Genomic DNA, 17,831 nt, shown 5'->3' with positions numbered 1-17,831 from the left:
AATCAACACTCACATCAACCCAAGATCACAAGCGTGCAGGGCAGACTTACAGGCTGTTTAATCGCCGAACTTGAGTAAACCGTATTTGATCATTCGGCTCAGGTGTGCGATGTGAGAGATTTCCTCCAGTTCGCCGCCTTTGCCAAGATCACGAAGGATTTCTCCTATTGTTGTCGTGCCTGTCTTCTTAATGATTGCGTCAATTGCAAGGAACACATCTTCCTGAAACCACGGAAGGGTGTCTCTTAACATGCTAAAGGGCAGTTCAGGAGAGCCTGTCACACTCGTTGTAGAAACAACCCGATCATCTGAAAGCTCGTCCGTTGAGTAGTGAGAGAAGATTTCTCGATACCCAAAGCTGTCTAGGTCGAGAGTTTTATTTTCATTCACCCCATTGCGGCGCGCCGCTTCATCGATGAGTTCGTCCCACAGCGCTTCATGGTCCTTGATAACAACAGACCAGTCATATCGCAACTTAGCTTTGTTCCGTGCGGCTATGCCCATTCTTTTGCGCAGATCTACGTCGGAGAGAAGGGTACAGACTCGGTTGATAAACGTTGGCCAGTCTACGATAGTAGTTGCAGCGAGGAGATCTACATTTACCATCGCTCCAGATCCGCGCAAGTCATCAAAACTTGAGGGATATATCGGAATAGTCGTGGGAATGAGGAAGCCTGTCTCGCCATCACTCACGATATCCTTGTACCCGTTCCAGTCTGAGACCACGCAGGGCAGACCTGCTGCCATCGCTTCGATCAGTGTAATCCCAAAGGTCTCCTGCAAGCTGTCACTAGGCGAGACAAAGATGTCTGCTTCGCCAAAGAGACGACGCTTCATGCTTAGATCCGGATTCGCAATCACGCGTACGTTGTCAGTGATATCTAGGAAAGTAGCTAGCTTTTGGAGTTGGCCGCTCATATGGTGGTGAGTATCATCGCCCGCAAGCAACAAGGTCGCATCCGGAGTCTTGCGGACTACCTGCTGGAATGCTGCAATAAGAGGTAGGAGGTCAGCCTTGCTCGTGGGAGAGAACCTTCCAAAATACAAAAGTATCGGCCCGGATGACAACGAGAGTTGTTTGCGAATCTCACCTTGCCCAAACTTCTCAAATCGGTCAGTATCGACCCCTAGCGGAATAATCGGCATCTTAAACTCCGCAGGCAGAGCGGGCAAATCACATATTTTCAGTCTCTTTGTCAGAAGATCAATAAACCGGAGCATGGCCGTATGCCCAGCGGAACTCGAACACACGAGAGCATCAAAGCTATTTAACCGCGCTACGAGCAGCATCATAACCGCTCTTAGCTGCCATGAGTAATTGATCGAATGTATCGCACCGACGATAGGCGCCCGCGAGCAACCGCCAATACGGCGTAGCCTTGCCATCGCAGCCAGATCCGTTCCTCGCGTCATAAATACCGATGGGCCACAATCGCCGGCTACCTTCATGTTCGCAATCTGCTGTTCAGTGACCACGTCTATGCGTCCACGATTATTCTCGTAAACCGCGGAGTCTCGCATGTCGCCTCCCGAAGGCTTCGGGCTAGACGGAACAAATATCCGATCGTAGCGAGAATGTCTTAGCACCGCCCTGAAAAATTCAGATGAGAAGACGTTATACCCCAGAATTGTGTAGCCCGTAGGATCCGTTTCCTTCCGGCTTTCCGCGTCCTGTGGCACTATGTCGAGATAGATAGATTTCACGAGGTGTACCTCCGCAGTGTTTTGCAACGCTGAGTCTAGATGCAATAGTTGGTTGTCCACGAACACGCTATGCTCCGTGTCTTGACAGCTACGTGGTCGTGCCAAGTAATGATGTTGTGCTTGGTAGTGAGCGGTGCCTGGCTCCGAACCGCGTTGGCCCACTTTGTGCTACAAGCCTGCCGAGTATCTTGCCTGAATGATTCCGATGCAAGCTACAGCTTGGGTCTGTTGAACATTGTGAATGGGTAGTTGCGGAACGCCGAGCAACTCATAAGCTGTCTGGAATTCCAGCTTGGCGATTGAGAGTCAAGCGCGATCGATCACATCTGTTGCGCGGGCACATGGAAACCATGGTCCTCATCATCCCATGGAGACTAGAACTCTTCGATCACCCGTGTAAGCCTGACGCCCGTGCATCACCAAGAAGTTGTCGCAAAGGAGGATATCCCCACTACGCCATTGAAATATTCGTTCCTCCGCTAGCATAGCCCTTCTAATGTCTTCAAGGTCCTGCTCTTCGATCTCTGACCCGTTTCCAAGTACGGCGTAGTGAGGCAGTTCATCTACGGGTAAAATCGATAGAAGTTGCTCGCGTATGGCAGGATCGAGACTTGAGGGATGCCATTGCTCGGCTTGATTGATCCATACTCTTGCACCGGTTTCAGGGTGAACTATGACGGAGGGTGCGCGCATCATCGTTCGGAGCCCACCGTTCTTGGTCCATTCGTAATCATATCCATCTGCCTTAAGTCGCTTTTGTACCTCATGTTTGTCCCGAGTATCGAAAACATCTATCCATGACCGTCCAAATCCCCTGCCTCCATGTAAATTATTTACATAGATGACCCCATGCTTGACAAAGCGCTCGGTCACAGCAGGAGATATTCGGGTCAAAATGCGCCGACAATCCGCAAGCGGTGTTTGGCCTCCGGTTGCTGCGGGTTTTGCACAGTAAAAGAGAATTCGTCGCGGCATATGTGGCAGATAAGATGCTTCGTTATGCATCGAAATAACAGCAGTTCTCGGGTACTCAGTCGAAGTAAAGACGTGGCTAGCTACACGGGTCCGCGGTGAATTTCCTCCTACATAGTCGGCGAACTTACCGCAAACGACTGCCGCGATCTCCTGAAATTCCTCGGGTGTAGTGACGGCAAAGTTTCGAAAGAGAACTGCACCGGAACTCATTAGTCTGGAGTCGAGTTCCGATGGATTCGAAAGCAGCCAATCGCGCAGTTCTCCGACTGAAGAGCCTGGCCGTTCTGCATGCGCTTCGAGTGGAAGAGTGCTTGTTGTTACGTGCCATTGAATCATGGAGTTTCTCCGGTAGCGACATACAGGAAGATAGCCAACGCTGGACTTTTAATGCGAACGCGAGATCGCTATTCGGTCGCATCGCAACGGCTCCGCACAACGGTAGACCACCGCGGCGCAAGTTGTTTGATATTTCTCAAAATCACAGGTGCAAGGCCTTTCCACGAGAGCGAGAAGGCAGCGATATGGCGGTGCGCAATCGCTATGCTGCAGTTGCATCCTGAATAATTGATCCATTTTCCAGCTTTATTACACGATCGGCTATCGAGTAGTACCGATCATCGTGACTAATTACAAAGACAGTCTTACCCCGGGCTCGGAGTGCGGGTAGTAACTCTCTATAAAATATTTCTTTGAAATACGGATCCTGGTCCGCAGCCCATTCGTCAAATAAGTAGATTGGCCGGTCTTCAAGAAACGCAGTGAGCAATGCAAGACGCTTTCTTTGCCCCTGCGACAGATCGAGAGTTGACAGCGTACGGTTATGAATACTCACGCTATTCGCAAGATGCAGTTTGTCAAGATAATCATTGGCAACGCGGTTCAGTTCGTCATCATTTGTAATCCCGATCAATTCCTCAAAAAGAAAAAAGTCGCCAAATATCGCGCTGAAGTATTGACGATATCTACTCCTCGCTTCCTCATTATCTATAGCATCTTCATCGAGAAAAATTGTGCCCTCTTCGGGTGTATACAGTCCTGTTATCAGTTTGGCGAATGTGGTTTTCCCTGTTCCATTACCGCCTATGATGAACACGATCTCGCCGGGCTTAAAAGATATGTCGAGTGGCCCTAAAGTAAATGGCCTACTATCCTTCTCCTGGAAGTAAGTATGAACGACAGACTGAAGTGTTAGAGACTGCCACGAGGTGGAATTACCAACTACTTTTGTTTCGCAGCAGTCATACTTCACTAGAGAAAGGCCAAGGTCGGTGACGGTCCTAAGCGCTATATTGGCTCGTGTGACAGTAGGTGAGATATTCATGATCCCCTGCAACGGTGACATTAGATAAAGTAGCGTAAACGCATATCCGGTGAGGGTCACGGGAGGGAGATAATGGAAGCGAGGTGCCCCAAATATTATGACGCCAATAAATCCAAACAACAACATCTGGCCGCCGCTGGTAGCGATGCTGTAGATATTCTGGCCGGCGATGTTATTAGATTCTATGGAACTAGCTGTAGACTGCAACACGCGATCGATAAACTCAAACCTGCGGGACTCGTGCAGCTTGAGTTCCTTGATTCCATACAAGAGCCCCCGAAAATTATCGTGCAGGTGGTTTGCGTCCTCGCGGGCAAGCGTGAATAGGCGACGCGCCTTTGACACAAGCAATTGATAAACCAAGACACCAATCAAAAGGAACGCAAGCAAGGCTATTAAGAGAGATGCCGAAAGAAGGCCAAGATAGATTAGGCACGCAATCATCATTGCAACGTTAATGCATACCGTAGGTAGCATAAAAACAGTTCCGGTAATGGTTGGAATATCTTCCGTGAGAATTGCGAGCAAGCGAGCCGGCCCAAGCTGCTCAATAACGCGTAATGGAGCCGCCAATATTTGACGACATAGCCCCATGCGTAACGTATACATCGAATGCTGGCCGATTCGGTTTAGTACCCTTTCAGACAAATGGCGCGAGAGAGGCAACAGAATACACAGAGCAATAAATATGAGGGAGCGATGTGTGTCTATGGCTCCGTGCCTTATTGCTGCATTTATTGTTGCAATCAATCCAGCATTGCAGGCGCCGCTTATGATCCCCGCAAAGATACTGAGGAGCAGCTCTCGTCGCGAATGCTTTAACAGAAAGTTGATCAAATCCATGAATAGCTCTTCCCTATTGAGAACGATCTAGAGTTTCGGGTGAAATACATCGGTAATGGTTGGTGTCAAGCAACAGTAGGGAAATGTGGAATACGGACCACTGCCGCCCGCCACGCGCACGTCTGGGTTTTCAGTCAATACGCGAATTAGATTTGGTTCACCATCAGCTCGGAGGGAGCGTTAAACGGAGGCATTTACGAGTGTGCTGCTCTCCACCATTGGGCTAGAGACGAGACGTGAGGAGGACGAAGGATTGAAAAGTGATCGCCCGGACCCGACCAAATAGTAAGATTTGGCGAAAACAATCGCCATTGTTTTGTATTAACGATTAGTCGTTCGTAATTGTCCATCTCGTTGAGCCGTTTGGATCGGACATATGCAAGATGGGTAGCCGACCTGCGGATATCCTGTGGTATGTATCGATTCGTGAGAGCAGATGCGAAGTGCAGGAACGACCCCCTGATCATATCAATAGTGCTATGCGCTGGAAGGCATCGTCTTGAAAGCAAGGTCCTATGGAGGCTTAGGAGGAAATTGATTTGATCGCCCGAAGCCATCAGATCGTTATTTAGGGCCAGTTCAATCTCGTAGTTGTCCTCAAATACTTCCGTGAATGCTTGGAAGAGCTCTGAAGTCGTTGGCAGGTTCGAGTGATTGGGCCGTTCATCGGGAGGATCACTATCGATAAGGGTGAGGGATTCGACGGGTGCACCGCTTTGCTCCAGTTGAAGTGCCATCTCGAATGCTACGAGTCCCCCATATGAATGCCCTATGAGGTGGATGGGCCGAACGGAATGTAAGGTTGCGACGGCTGCAACGTTGAAGTGCGCGGTCTCTACAACGCTTGCGTGGGGTAGATGAACTAGATCGAGGCCGCGCGGCTGTAGACCGAAGATCGGGTGACTATCTCCCAGAGCTCCGGCAAATGCGATAAAGGTAGTTACGCTTGCTCCTGCCCCAGGTATGCAAACGATAGGGTGATTCTGTGCATGCGTCGCATGTAGAGGCATTAGCGGATGAAATGTTAAGTTTCTCAACGTAGGGTAGCGCATGATGAGGCTCGTCGCGAGCTACGATTCAAGGAAATACTTTAAAGCGGTCACAACTGCTATCTTGGCCAGGCCGATTTGCAATGAGTATCTTATCGGAGCAGGCAAAAAGCTCGTTTAATTTGATTCGACGCAAGTTGACTCGAGAAGGCTTGTGAGATGGGATCCTAGATAGCGCGCATACTCAGGATTCTCCATCATACTTATATGGGTTCCTCGGACAGGAATAACCTGCAATTGTTTCTTCAGAATCGCAGCCCAGCCTGTTGAGCAAGGAGCGTTTGTTTCTATTGCCTCAAAGAGGTAAATGGGCAAGGTTATAGGGCTGACTGCATATTTCGTTATAGCAGCGTTGATGGTGTGGCGTGTATACAAAACCGACCGCACAGTTGCGGCGTCGAGGTTGGGTAGGTTGACTAGTTCCTTTGTTAATAAGCGCATCTTATGGAGATAATCGATGAGGTCATCGAAGGTTAGACGTTTTGCTGCCTCGCATACAGCGGTCATGTTGTTGTGGTCTAGCAGGGTCGAGAGGCTTTCTAGGAGAGCGCTTTTTTCTTCGAAGTGAACTCCAGAATGAATCAGCGTCGTAGGGCAGTACGTATCGACCATTCCTAGAAAGGCTATTGTGTCCCCTTGCGAAAGAAATTGTCTTGCCATCTCGTAGCAGATGACTCCACCAGCCGACCAGCCAGCAATTCTGTATGGTCCGCGGGCCTGCACCGTGCGGATCCACTTTATATACGTCTGTGCCATTTCTTCAACGTTAGTAAGTGGTTCTTCTCCAGGCAATAGTCCGCTTGCCTCAAGCGCATATAACGGTATAACCGAGGAGATAAAAGGTGCCAACCGTCTGGCGTAGTCGATACCTCCTCCGCCGGCATGAACAAGAAATAAAGGAATAGCCGTGCCGTTTGGTCGAATCGAGATGAGGTGTGAATGGTGCACCGCGGCCGCTTGCGTTATTGGCAGGAGTATAGATAGTTGAGCCAAATGGAGGTGATCGTACAGATCTGGAAGACTAATAGATACCTTGAAATGCTGTTTTAAACGAACCAGTAGTTGAATAGCGAGCAGTGAGTTTCCGCCGAGTTCGAAGAAGTTGTCGTTGCGTCCGACGCGGTCGATATGCAGCAACTCCCGCCAGATTTCTGCCAGGGCGATTTCTGTCTCTCCCTGAGGCGGCTCATAGGTTTGGACACCGTAGGCATCGCCCTCCGGAACCGGCAACGCCTTGCGATCCAGCTTTCCGTTTGGCGTCAGCGGCAGGGCTTCCAGATGCACGAACGCAGATGGCACCATATACTCCGGCAACAGCGTTGCCAGGTGCGTGCGCAACTGCTCGGCTGTTATGTCTTGCGAAGAGGATGTGGTGTAATAAGCGACCAGCCGCTTGTCCCCGGAAACATCTTCTCTTGCGATGACGACGGGGTGTTCAACCAGCGGATGCTCCGCAAGACGTGCTTCGATCTCACCCAGCTCGATGCGGAAGCCGCGGATCTTCACCTGCTGGTCGTTCCGCCCCAGGAACTCCAGGTTGCCGTCCGGCAGATAACGCGCGAGGTCCCCGGTGCGGTACATGCGCGCTCCCGGCTCACCACAGAACAGATCGGGCAGAAAGCGCTCTTCCGTCAGCTCCGGTCGGCTCAGATAACCACGCGCTACCCCCGCGCCGCCGATGTACATCTCTCCTACTGCGCCGAGAGGCACAGGCTGCCCGTGACTGTCCAGAAGATAGATCCGCGTGTTGATGATCGGGCGACCGATCGGTATGACTGATCTTTTCGAGGGCGAGTTAACAACATAACTTAGGCAGCCTATCGTTGCTTCCGTCGGTCCGTACTCGTTAATCAACTCGACATCTGGATATCTTTGAAGCCAGAAATGGACATCGCTGGCGCTCAGTGCTTCGCCGCCGAGCACCAGGCAGCGGCAGGGAGCAGGCACATCCGATGCCGCAAGCGACTGACTGAAGATCTTCAGGTGACCGGGAGTCAGCTTAATGACGTCGTACGGCGATACCGCCTGCTCCAGGGCTATGAGCTCGGTTTGCGCTTCGAGCATCGTAACCGGCTCTCCGACAAGCAGCGGTCCGAAGAGAACTGTGATGCTTGCATCAAAAGCGAACGACAAGGTTACAGGTGAGCCTCCGCGATTTCGGCCATAATAGGCGTTGCTCGCCCAAGTGAAGTAATTGAGCAGGTTTCTATGCTCGATCATGACGCCTTTTGGCGTGCCGGTGGAGCCCGAGGTATAGATCACGTAGGCAAGATGTTGTGAGGTGAGCTCCTGCACCTGCGGATCTTCAGCCGACAGATCAGACCATGCGGAGGGATCGTCGAGACCGCGTACAGTGAATCCATCTACGGTGTGGCTTTCGAGAACTTCATGACCGCGCGCGTCGCAGAGCAATACCCGAGGCGCAGCATCGTTCAGCACCTGGGTAAGGCGCTCGGAAGGATAGGCAGGATCGAGCGGCACGTAGGCTCCGCCGGCCTTAAGAATGGCGAGCAGGCCGACGATCATGGCCGGGGCGCGGTCCACGCAGATGGCCACACGGTCGTCCGGCAGGACGCCCAGCCCGATCAGATAGTGAGCGAGACGGTTAGCCTGACGGTTCAATTCCGCATAGGTGAGAGATCCATCATTGAAGATCAGCGCTGACGCCTCAGGGTTCTTGCGTACCTGTTCTTCGAACAGCTGGTGGATGCACAGATTCTCCGGGTACGGAGCTTCGGTCGCGTTCCATGTCTCCAGCAAAAGCTTCCGCTCAGCGAGAGGAACAACCTCGAGCTTGCGAACGGGCGTTTTGGGATCTGTCTCCAAAGCATCTGCCAGGCTTTCGAGGGCCTGCTGCATGTAATCGCAGATACGTTCCGGAAACAGCGATTGCGTGACCAGCACATCTAGGCCCAGAGAACTCCCAAAATCATCTACGGAGAGGCTGATCGGATAGTTATTACGGATCTCGCCCCCAAGCACTTCGATACCTGATAACAGGCGTTGTTGCTCGAGGGCATTCGTAGATGTAGAGTCCAGCGGCGGAGAACTATGGCGGTAATTGAAAACAGTGTTGAAAAGAGGCAACGGTGCCTCGACACGGCTACAGCGTTGGGCCAGAACCAGCGAAGCATGCTCATGCATGAGTAACTCGGACAAACGGGACTGCACTTGTCGAACTGCAGTTTCCGTCGCGATGTTATCGAGATCGAGACGGATCGGTAGTGTATTGATGAATAGGCCCACCGCATCGGCAGCTCCCGTCTGCATTCTGCCCAAAAGGACGGTTCCCCAAACGACGCTGTCACAATCGGTGATGCACGCAAGCACCTGACCCCAGGCGAGGTGGCACAAAGTCGTGAGGCTCACACCGAGCCGCCGAGCCTGCCTGCGTAAGCGGTCATTCAGCATCTGTGGAAGCATTCGCCGCGTTGCCGTGCTGCTGCTGCCATCCTGATAAACATCCGTGATGCCGAAGGCTAATGTGGGTTCGGTGATATCCCCGAGCATCTGCCGGAAGAAGCGCTCGTGCTCTTCCACCGTCACGCCTAGCCGCGCCTGCGCCACCAGATTACGGAACGGCACGGAGGGGGATAGAGATTGCGCTCCCCCGGCGAGAAACGCAGCGACTTCCTGGCGCAGCATGTGCAGCGTGGACTGGTCTCCAACAAGATGGTGCAGCAGCTGCATCATCAGCCAGCGGTCTTGTGCGGGATCATGGGCGACAACGAAGCGCAGGAGCGGAGCCGTCGCGAGATCAATGCGATCCTGTCTTGGGTCGAAATGACTTGCAAGCTGATCTGCAATCGGCCCGGCGGCTGGATCGAGTTCCAGTTCGACAACAGGTATCTTGGCCTGCCGCCACACCACCTGCGCCGGGATAGAGAGCCCTTCCCAGATAAATGAAGTGCGGAGGATGTCATGACGATCGACTATCTGTTGAACCGCAAACAGGAAGCGATCGAGCAAGGCTCGGCTGGCAAACGATAAGAAGGTGCGGCTCAGGTACGGATCGCCGGCATGGGCCATGAGGTGGTGGAAGAGAATGCCTTCCTGCAATGGCGATAGCGCATAGATATCCTGGACGTTGGCGGTGCCTCCCGGGACCTGCTGTACGATGCGATCGATCTCCTGCTGCGTCAGATCGATTAGTGGCAGCATCTCGGGTGTGATGATCTCGGAATTGGGTTGTATCAGGTTCGGCAGGATGGACAAACCGAGAGTCTGGTGAAGAGATGCGGCAAGGTCGGCCAGTTTCGGCGTAGCGAACAGGGCGCGGATTTCGAGGTCGAATCCGAGTTGACGCACGTACTGAACTACCTGAACCGCCAGTAGCGAGTGGCCGCCGAGCTCGAAGAAGTTGTCATTGCGTCCGACGCGGTCGACGTGCAGAAGCTCCTGCCATATCTGGGCCAGTGCGCTCTCAATCTCTCCCTGTGGCGGTTCGTAGGCACGAGTGGCGTAGGCATCACCCTCGGGAGCAGGCAGCGCCTTGCGGTCGAGTTTCCCGTTTGGCGTCAGCGGCATGGCTTCCAGATGCACNTAAGCAACTAGCCGCTTGTCGCCCAGTGTGTCCTCCCGGGCGCCAACCACGGCCGATTCCACTAGTGGATGCTCGGCCAGACGTGCTTCGATCTCGCCCAACTCGATACGGAAGCCGCGGATCTTCACCTGATGGTCGTTCCGCCCGAGGAACTCCAGGTTGCCGTCCGGCAGATAACGCGCCATGTCTCCGGTGCGGTACATGCGCGCTCCCCGCTCGCCACAGAAGGGATCGGGGAGGAAGCGCTCCGCGGTCAGTTCTGGCTGGTTCAGATAACCGCGCGCCACACCCGCTCCACCGATGTACATCTCGCCCACCGCGCCGAATGGCACAGGCTGCTCGTGACTGTCCAGAAGATAGATCCGCGTATTCATGATCGGACGGCCAATGCTTTCGCGGTTCGGTTTACCTTTAAGACTGATCCATGTGGAATAGGTTGTTGTTTCGGTAGGACCATACAGGTTGCAGATACGATAAACCTGAGATTGGTCAAAAAGAAGTTTAATGAGAGAAAGCCTTAATGGCTCGCCAGCCAGGTTTACGGTGAGGACGGAATGAGGCAGAGCTTGCGCATCCAGCAAAGATTTAATTGCTGATGGAACAGTGTTGATTAGTGAAATCGAAAGCGACCGATCAGAAAGCAATGAAAAGGCATTGGCGGTGAGATGCACTGCTGAGCCGTGCATTAGAGGTAGGAAGCACTCGAAAACGGAGAGATCGAATTGGATGGAAGTCGAGAAGAGAGTCTCTCCGGTCTCGATTCTGGTGAATGCTTTAGCTGCCCATGAAAGCAGATTCACAGTATTTCTATGCTCGATCATGACGCCTTTGGGTGTGCCGGTGGAACCCGAGGTGTAGATCACGTAGGCAAGATGGCGTGAGGTTAGATCCTGCACGTGCGGATCTGTCTCCAACCGAGCAGACCACGCCGAGGGATTGTCGAGATCGAGCACGATGAGATCCTGTATGGCTTCTGTTCGGAGAACCTCACGACCGCGTGTATCGCAGAACAATACCCGGGGCGCAGCATCGTGCAGCACCTGGGTAAGACGTCCTGAAGGATAAGCGGGGTCTAGCGGCACGTATGCGCCGCCGGCTTTCAGGATAGCCAGCAGGCCGACTACCATTGCCGGGCCGCGGTCCACGCAGATGGCCACACGGTCATCCGGCCAGATGCCCAGCCCGATCAGATAGTGAGCCAGACGGTTAGCCTGACGGTTCAATTCCGCATAGCTCAGAGACTCATCCTTAAAGATCAGCGCTTTCGCCTCAGGGTTCTTGCGTACTTGTTCTTCGAACAGCTGATGGATGCACAGATTCTCCGGGTACGGAGCTTCGGTCGCATTCCATGTCTCCAGCAGAAGCTTCCGCTCGTCCTGAGCAAGTAGATTGACTGCTCCTATTAGCCGTTTACTATCCTTTGAAATCCCAGCGAGAATTCTCGCTAGGTATCCGGCATATCGTGTTGCGGTAGCTTCATCAAAGAGCGCTGTTGAATATGTGAGGCTGCCTACGACCTCCCCATGGTTTTCAGAGAGGGCCAACTCCAGATCGAATCTGGCGTTCGTGTGGGATATGCCGAATGATTCCACCTGAAGCTCGGCCAAGGCGGGAGGGTTATGCTGCTCATTCTGCCAGACAAACATCACCTGGAAGAGCGGTGTGGAGTCGAGCCTGCGCGGGGGATTGACGATCTCGACGACCTGTTCGAAAGGCAGATCCTGATGATCCTGAGCATCAAGTGTCGTGGTCCGGATCCTGCGCAACAGTTCTTCGACAGTAGGCTCTCCGCCAAGATCGATGCGCAGCGCCAGCGTGTTTACGAAGAAGCCGATCAGACTCTCCACCTGAACATGCCTGCGGTTTGCCACCGGCGTGCCGATTACCACATCGTCCTGGCCGGAGAGGCGCGAGAGCACCGCAGCCCATGCTGCCAGCAGCGTCATAAACAAAGTCACGTTATGCTTCTCACTGAACGCCTTCAGTTCTCGTGTCAGCTCGGCATCGATCCGCACCGGTACAAGAGCACCGGCGAAGCTCTGTTGTGCGGGACGGGGACGATCGGTTGGTAGGTCCAGCAGCGGCGGTGCATCCGCGAGAGTCCTCTTCCAGTAATCTGCCTGTGCCTCCAGCCGCTCTCCTGCCAGCCACTTCCGCTGCCAGGCCGCGTAATCGGGATACTGAATCTCCAGTGGCGGCAGCGGGTTCGGCTCGCCGCGCAGATACGCGCTGTAGAGGATACTGAGTTCGTTGACGAGAAGACCCATGGACCAGCCGTCAGAGACGATATGATGCTGCACCAAAATCAACACATGCTCTTCGTCACCGAGACGAACGAGGCATGCCCGGAGCAGCGGTCCGACTGATAAGTCGAATGGTGTGCCAGTTTGCTCGCGGAATAGCCCTTCTAGTTGCTGCTTCCCATCAGGCACGTTCCGGAGGTCAAAATCAAGAAATGGAAAGCCCATTCCTTCTGGCAAAAAGCCGACATCTGGCCGACCACCGACGGTGAGGAAGATGGAGCGCAGCGAAGCGTGGCGGGTGAAGATGGTGTCAAGGCTTGAGCGAAGCGCGTTGGTGTCCAGATGGCCGCGCAGACGAAATGCCGCGGGAATATGATAGATCGCACTTACTCCCTCCAGTTGACTGAGGAACCATAGACGCTGCTGTGCATACGATAATGGTGGATGTTTATCCGGAGAATGCGGCTCGATCGGAGGAAGCTGATCTGGAGTGCTATGAGAACATCTCTCAATGATCACATCACCCATTTGTGCAAGAGTGGGAGATGCAAACAAAGCTGAAAGTGGGAATTGCGCATGAAATCTCTGTCCCAGGCGGCTCAGCAGGCGAACTGCTAACAGCGAGTGCCCTCCGAGATGGAAGAAGTTGTCGTTGCGCCCAATGCGATCGATATGCAGCAGCTCGCTCCAAATCTTCGCCAACGCGATCTCCGTCTCTCCGTATGGTGACTCATAGGAGCGGCTGGCGTAGGCTTCACTATCCGGGGCCGGCAGAGCCGTCCGATCGAGCTTGCCGTTCGGCGTCAGCGGCAGGACTTCGAGATGCACGAATGCTGCTGGCACCATGTACTCCTGCAGCAGCGATGCCAGGTGCGTGCGCAGTTGTTCGGCCGTTATGCCATCTGATGAGGATGTAGTGTAGTAGGCGACCAGCCGCTTGTTCCCAGGGACATCTTCTCTTGCGATGACCACAGCCTGCTCCACTAGCGGATGCTCAGCCATGCATACTTCGATCTCGCCTAGTTCGATGCGGAAGCCGCGAATCTTCACCTGCTGGTCGTTCCGCCCCAGGAACTCCAGGTTGCCGTCGGGCAAATAACGCGCCAGATCTCCGGTGCGGTACATGCGCGCTTCCGGCTCAACGCGGAAGGGGTCAGCGAGGAACCGCTCCGCGGTCAGTTCTGGTCGATTCAGATAACCCCGCGCTACCCCAGCGCCACCGATATACATCTCCCCTGCCACTCCGATTGGAACAGGCTTCCGGTATTCGTCCAATATGTATATCCGTGTATTCGCGATCGGTCGACCGATCGCAATGGGATCTACATAATTGTCCTTGTATGGGATATTGTATGTAACACAACCTACAACGGTTTCTGTTGGACCATATTCATTAATCATTGTTATGTCAGGTCGAATTCGATGCCATAGCTGAACGGTGGAAGATAGTAGAGCTTCACCTCCTATGACAAATAGATGTGAAAATATACCCAAGCTTTCTGAGAGCATGCGGCGACCTAGCTCATCCAGATGACTCGGCGTGATCTTTATCAATTGTTGTTTCTTCGTTATATTTTCACGAATGCGGATATATAGACCGTCAATTTCTTCGCCTTCCGGCAGAAGCTCAACCTCTCCTCCCTGTAGGAGTGGGACCAGAAGGGTCGTTATCGTCGCATCAAATGAGAGAGAGGAGGAAACGATCGAATTTTTAAAAGGAATATAAGCATTGATAGCCCAGTTTAAATAATTATGCAGATTTACATGTTCCACCATGACGCCTTTTGGTTTGCCGGTGGATCCCGATGTGTAGATGATATAGGCGAGATGGTGAGGAGTAAGATTCACCGCTTCAGGCCCGGGGTTTGTATCGGAGTGACCGCTCCATTGTGGTGCTGTTTCCGTTAGATCGAGGATTGGTAAGTTTGACTGGAGCTCTTGGCACAGTTGCCGGAGATGGCCCTGTGTTAATAGGGCGAGAGGAGTGGAGTCTTTGAGCATGAAACGTAATCTCTCGATCGGATAAGCGGGATCGAGAGGGACATAGGCTCCTCCGGCCTTAAGCACGGCCATCAGTCCTATGATCATTTCGAAACCGCGCTCGGTGCAAATGGCAACTCGATCATCCGGCCTGACACCTATCTTCCTCAGATAATGAGCCAAGCGATTGGCTCTCCTATTAAGTTCTGTATAACTGATTGAATCATCTTCATAAACAAGCGCAACTGCATGAGGGGTTCGGACCACCTGCTCTTCAAACAGTTGATGGACGCACTTGTCGGAAGGAAACTTCACTTTGGTATCGTTCCATTCGTAGAGCACACAGTTACGTTCCGATGCAGGCAGCACGTCAAGTGTATGTAAGGGTCTGGAAGGTTCGGAATAAAGCGCCTCGATCAACTCTTCCAATGCCCTGTTCATAAGCTGGCAGAGATGTAACGGCTGGATGGACGCTGAAGTCTGTGCATGAAGCGAGAAACCATCACCTAGATCGTTGACTGATAGAGTCACAGGGTAATTTGTGCGTTCCTCTGCACGAATAACGTCGATACCTTCCCACGCACGTATACCCTCCGGAGAGGCATGTCGTTCCAACCATCCATAGCGATAATTCAACAGCGTTGAGAACAGCGGTGCGGGAGCAGACACAGCGCTGCACCGTTGAGCTAGTGCAAGCGAAGCATGTTCATGACGCATCAGGCTGACCAGCAAATAGTGAATGTGCTGTATAGCATCTTCTACACCTTTGCCGTCGATGTGCATTCTTATTGGCAGAGTGTTGAGGAACAGTCCTACGCCTCGGTTGGCCCATTCCGTTCCCCGCATACGTCCAAACAGTACCGTCCCGAAAACGACATCTTGCCGCCCGCAGACCTCGGCTAGCACGCGTGCCCAAGCCAGATGAAACAGGCTTGCCGCGCTTACTCCTAGTCGGCGTGCATTTGCACGGATGCGCGATGAGAGCTCTGTATCGAGAACGTAAAGTGATTCCTCTATTCCGCCGCCATCGCCCTGCACGTCCAGCAATCCGAAGGGGATTGTCGGCTCATTTACATCTCCAAGCATCTGTCGAAAAAAATCTTCGTGCTCCCGCTCGCTCACTCCTTGCCGAGCGTGGGCCACCAGGTTACGGAAAGGGATAGGATCAGGAAGCTGATCACCGCGATCGAGTAGATACGCCTGAATTTCCTCCAGTATTACTTCCAGAGTCGTATGGTCTATAACCAAGTGGTGGAATAGCAGCATCAACAGCCATCTATTCTGAACGGGATCGAAACTGAAATAAGCCCGCAGAAGAGGAGCGCAGTGCACGTCCATGTGAAAATGTCGCGGGTCGCAACGGGTGTACAACTGCTGGCTTATATCTCCATCGATAGCATCGAACTCAAATATCTCCGCTCTTAGAAAGGCTGTACGGCAGACTACCTGTACCGGTTCAGAAAGATCTTGCCACATTATTGCCGTGCGCAGAATGTCGTTTCGATCTACTACCGACTGCAGAGCACTCAAGAATTGTTCCAAACGTGCTCGTCCGTCCAAACGAAACAGTGCAGCTTCTACATATGGGTCTCCTTTGAGTCCCATCAGGTGGTGGAATAAAATACCTTCCTGCAAAGGTGCCAGCGGGTAGATGTCCTGTATATTTCGTGCCCCGCCCGGCACATGCTGAATAATGCTATCGATCTCTTCCTGTGTCAGACTCACCAGCGGAAGCAATTCCGGTACGATAACCTCACATCCAGGCGGAATAAGGTTAGGAGGAACTTCGATAGTAGGGCTATAAATGCCTACCTCCCTCCCCAAAGCGGCTACTGTCGGGGCGGCAAATAATGTCTGTATATCGATCTTGAATCCGCTGCGTCGGATGCGCTCAATCAGGCTCATAGCGAGCAGTGAGTTTCCGCCGAGTTCGAAGAAGTTGTCGTTGCGTCCGACGCGGTCGATATGCAGCAGTTCCTGCCATATCTGGGCCAGTGCGCTCTCAATCTCTCCCTGTGGCGGTTCGTAGGCATGAGTGGCGTAGGCATCGCCCTCCGGGACCGGCAGCGCCTTGCGATCCAGCTTTCCGTTTGGTGTCAGCGGCAGGGCTTCCAGATGCACGAACGCAGTTGGCACCATATACTCCGGCAACAGGGTTGCCAGGTGCGTCCGCAACTGCTCGGCTGTTATGTCTTGCGAAGAGGACGTGGTGTAATAAGCGACCAGCCGCTTGTCGCCCAGTGTGTCCTCCCGGGCGACAACCACGGCCGATTCCACTAGTGGATGCTCTGCCAGGCGCGCTTCGATCTCGCCCAACTCGATACGGAAGCCGCGGATCTTCACCTGATGGTCGTTCCGCCCGAGGAACTCCAGGTTGCCGTCGGGCAGATAACGCGCCAGGTCTCCGGTGCGGTACATGCGCGCTCCCCGCTCGCCACAGAAGGGATCGGGGAGGAAGCGCTCCGCGGTCAGTTCTGGCTGGTTCAGATAACCGCGCGCCACGCCCGCTCCACCGATGTACATCTCGCCCACCGCGCCGAGTGGCACAGGCTGCCCGTGACTGTCCAGAAGATAGATCTGCGTATTCATGATCGGACGGCCAATCGGTACGCCCAGTGTTACTGAAGGCTTGTCCACAACGTAATTTAGGCAGCCAATCGTTGCTTCCGTCGGTCCGTACTCATTAATCAACTCGACATCCGGATATCTTTGAAGCCAGAAATGGACATCGCTGGCGCTTAGTGCTTCGCCGCCGAGCACCATGCAGCGGCAGGGAGCAGGCACATCCGATGCCGCAAGCGACTGATTGAAGATCTTCAGGTGACCGGGAGTCAGCTTAATGACGTCGTACGGCGATACCGCCTGCTCCAGGGCTATGAGCTCGGTTTGCGCTCCGAGCATCGTAACCGGCTCTCCGGCAAGCAGCGGTCCGAAGAGAACTGTGATGCTTGCATCGAAAGCGAACGACAAGGTTACAGGTGAGCCTCCGTGATTTCGGCCATAATAGGCGTTGCTCGCCCAGGTGAAGTAATTCAGCAGGTTTCTATGCTCGATCATGACGCCTTTTGGCGTGCCGGTGGAGCCCGAGGTGTAGATCACGTAGGCAAGATGTCGCGAGTTGAGGCCTAACGCAGCTGGGTCGGGATCAGCTTCCGCATGTCGCAACCATGGCT

5 protein-coding genes are annotated in these 17,831 nt (G+C 53.3%); all 5 read right to left on the bottom strand.

Translation table 11 applies throughout. The annotated features are described in order from the left end of the window. Positions 1–57: 57 nt before the first annotated feature. On the bottom strand, positions 58–1,521 hold the full coding sequence (locus IEW09_RS18220; RefSeq protein WP_188555698.1) for a glycosyltransferase family 4 protein: 1,464 nt from the start codon (positions 1,519–1,521) through the stop codon (positions 58–60). A 543-nt stretch (positions 1,522–2,064) separates the two neighbouring features. Then, a complete protein-coding gene (locus tag IEW09_RS18215) occupies positions 2,065–3,015 on the bottom strand; it encodes a TauD/TfdA family dioxygenase (RefSeq protein ID WP_188555697.1) in 951 nt (316 codons plus the stop codon). A gap of 202 nt (positions 3,016–3,217) precedes the next feature. Further along, a complete protein-coding gene (locus IEW09_RS18210; RefSeq protein WP_188555696.1) occupies positions 3,218–4,843 on the bottom strand; it encodes a cyclic peptide export ABC transporter in 1,626 nt (541 codons plus the stop codon). Between the two features lie 194 nt (positions 4,844–5,037). Continuing rightward, a complete protein-coding gene (locus IEW09_RS18915; protein WP_188555695.1) occupies positions 5,038–5,853 on the bottom strand; it encodes a thioesterase domain-containing protein in 816 nt (271 codons plus the stop codon). A gap of 156 nt (positions 5,854–6,009) precedes the next feature. Further along, complete coding sequence (locus tag IEW09_RS18200; protein WP_268235741.1) at positions 6,010–17,823, bottom strand: non-ribosomal peptide synthetase; 11,814 nt, start codon at positions 17,821–17,823, stop codon at positions 6,010–6,012. Between the last annotated feature and the right edge of the window lie 8 nt (positions 17,824–17,831).

The organism is Edaphobacter dinghuensis (assembly GCF_014640335.1).
GTDB lineage: Bacteria > Acidobacteriota > Terriglobia > Terriglobales > Acidobacteriaceae > Edaphobacter > Edaphobacter dinghuensis.
This window is presented reverse-complemented; position numbering and strand designations above follow the sequence as displayed.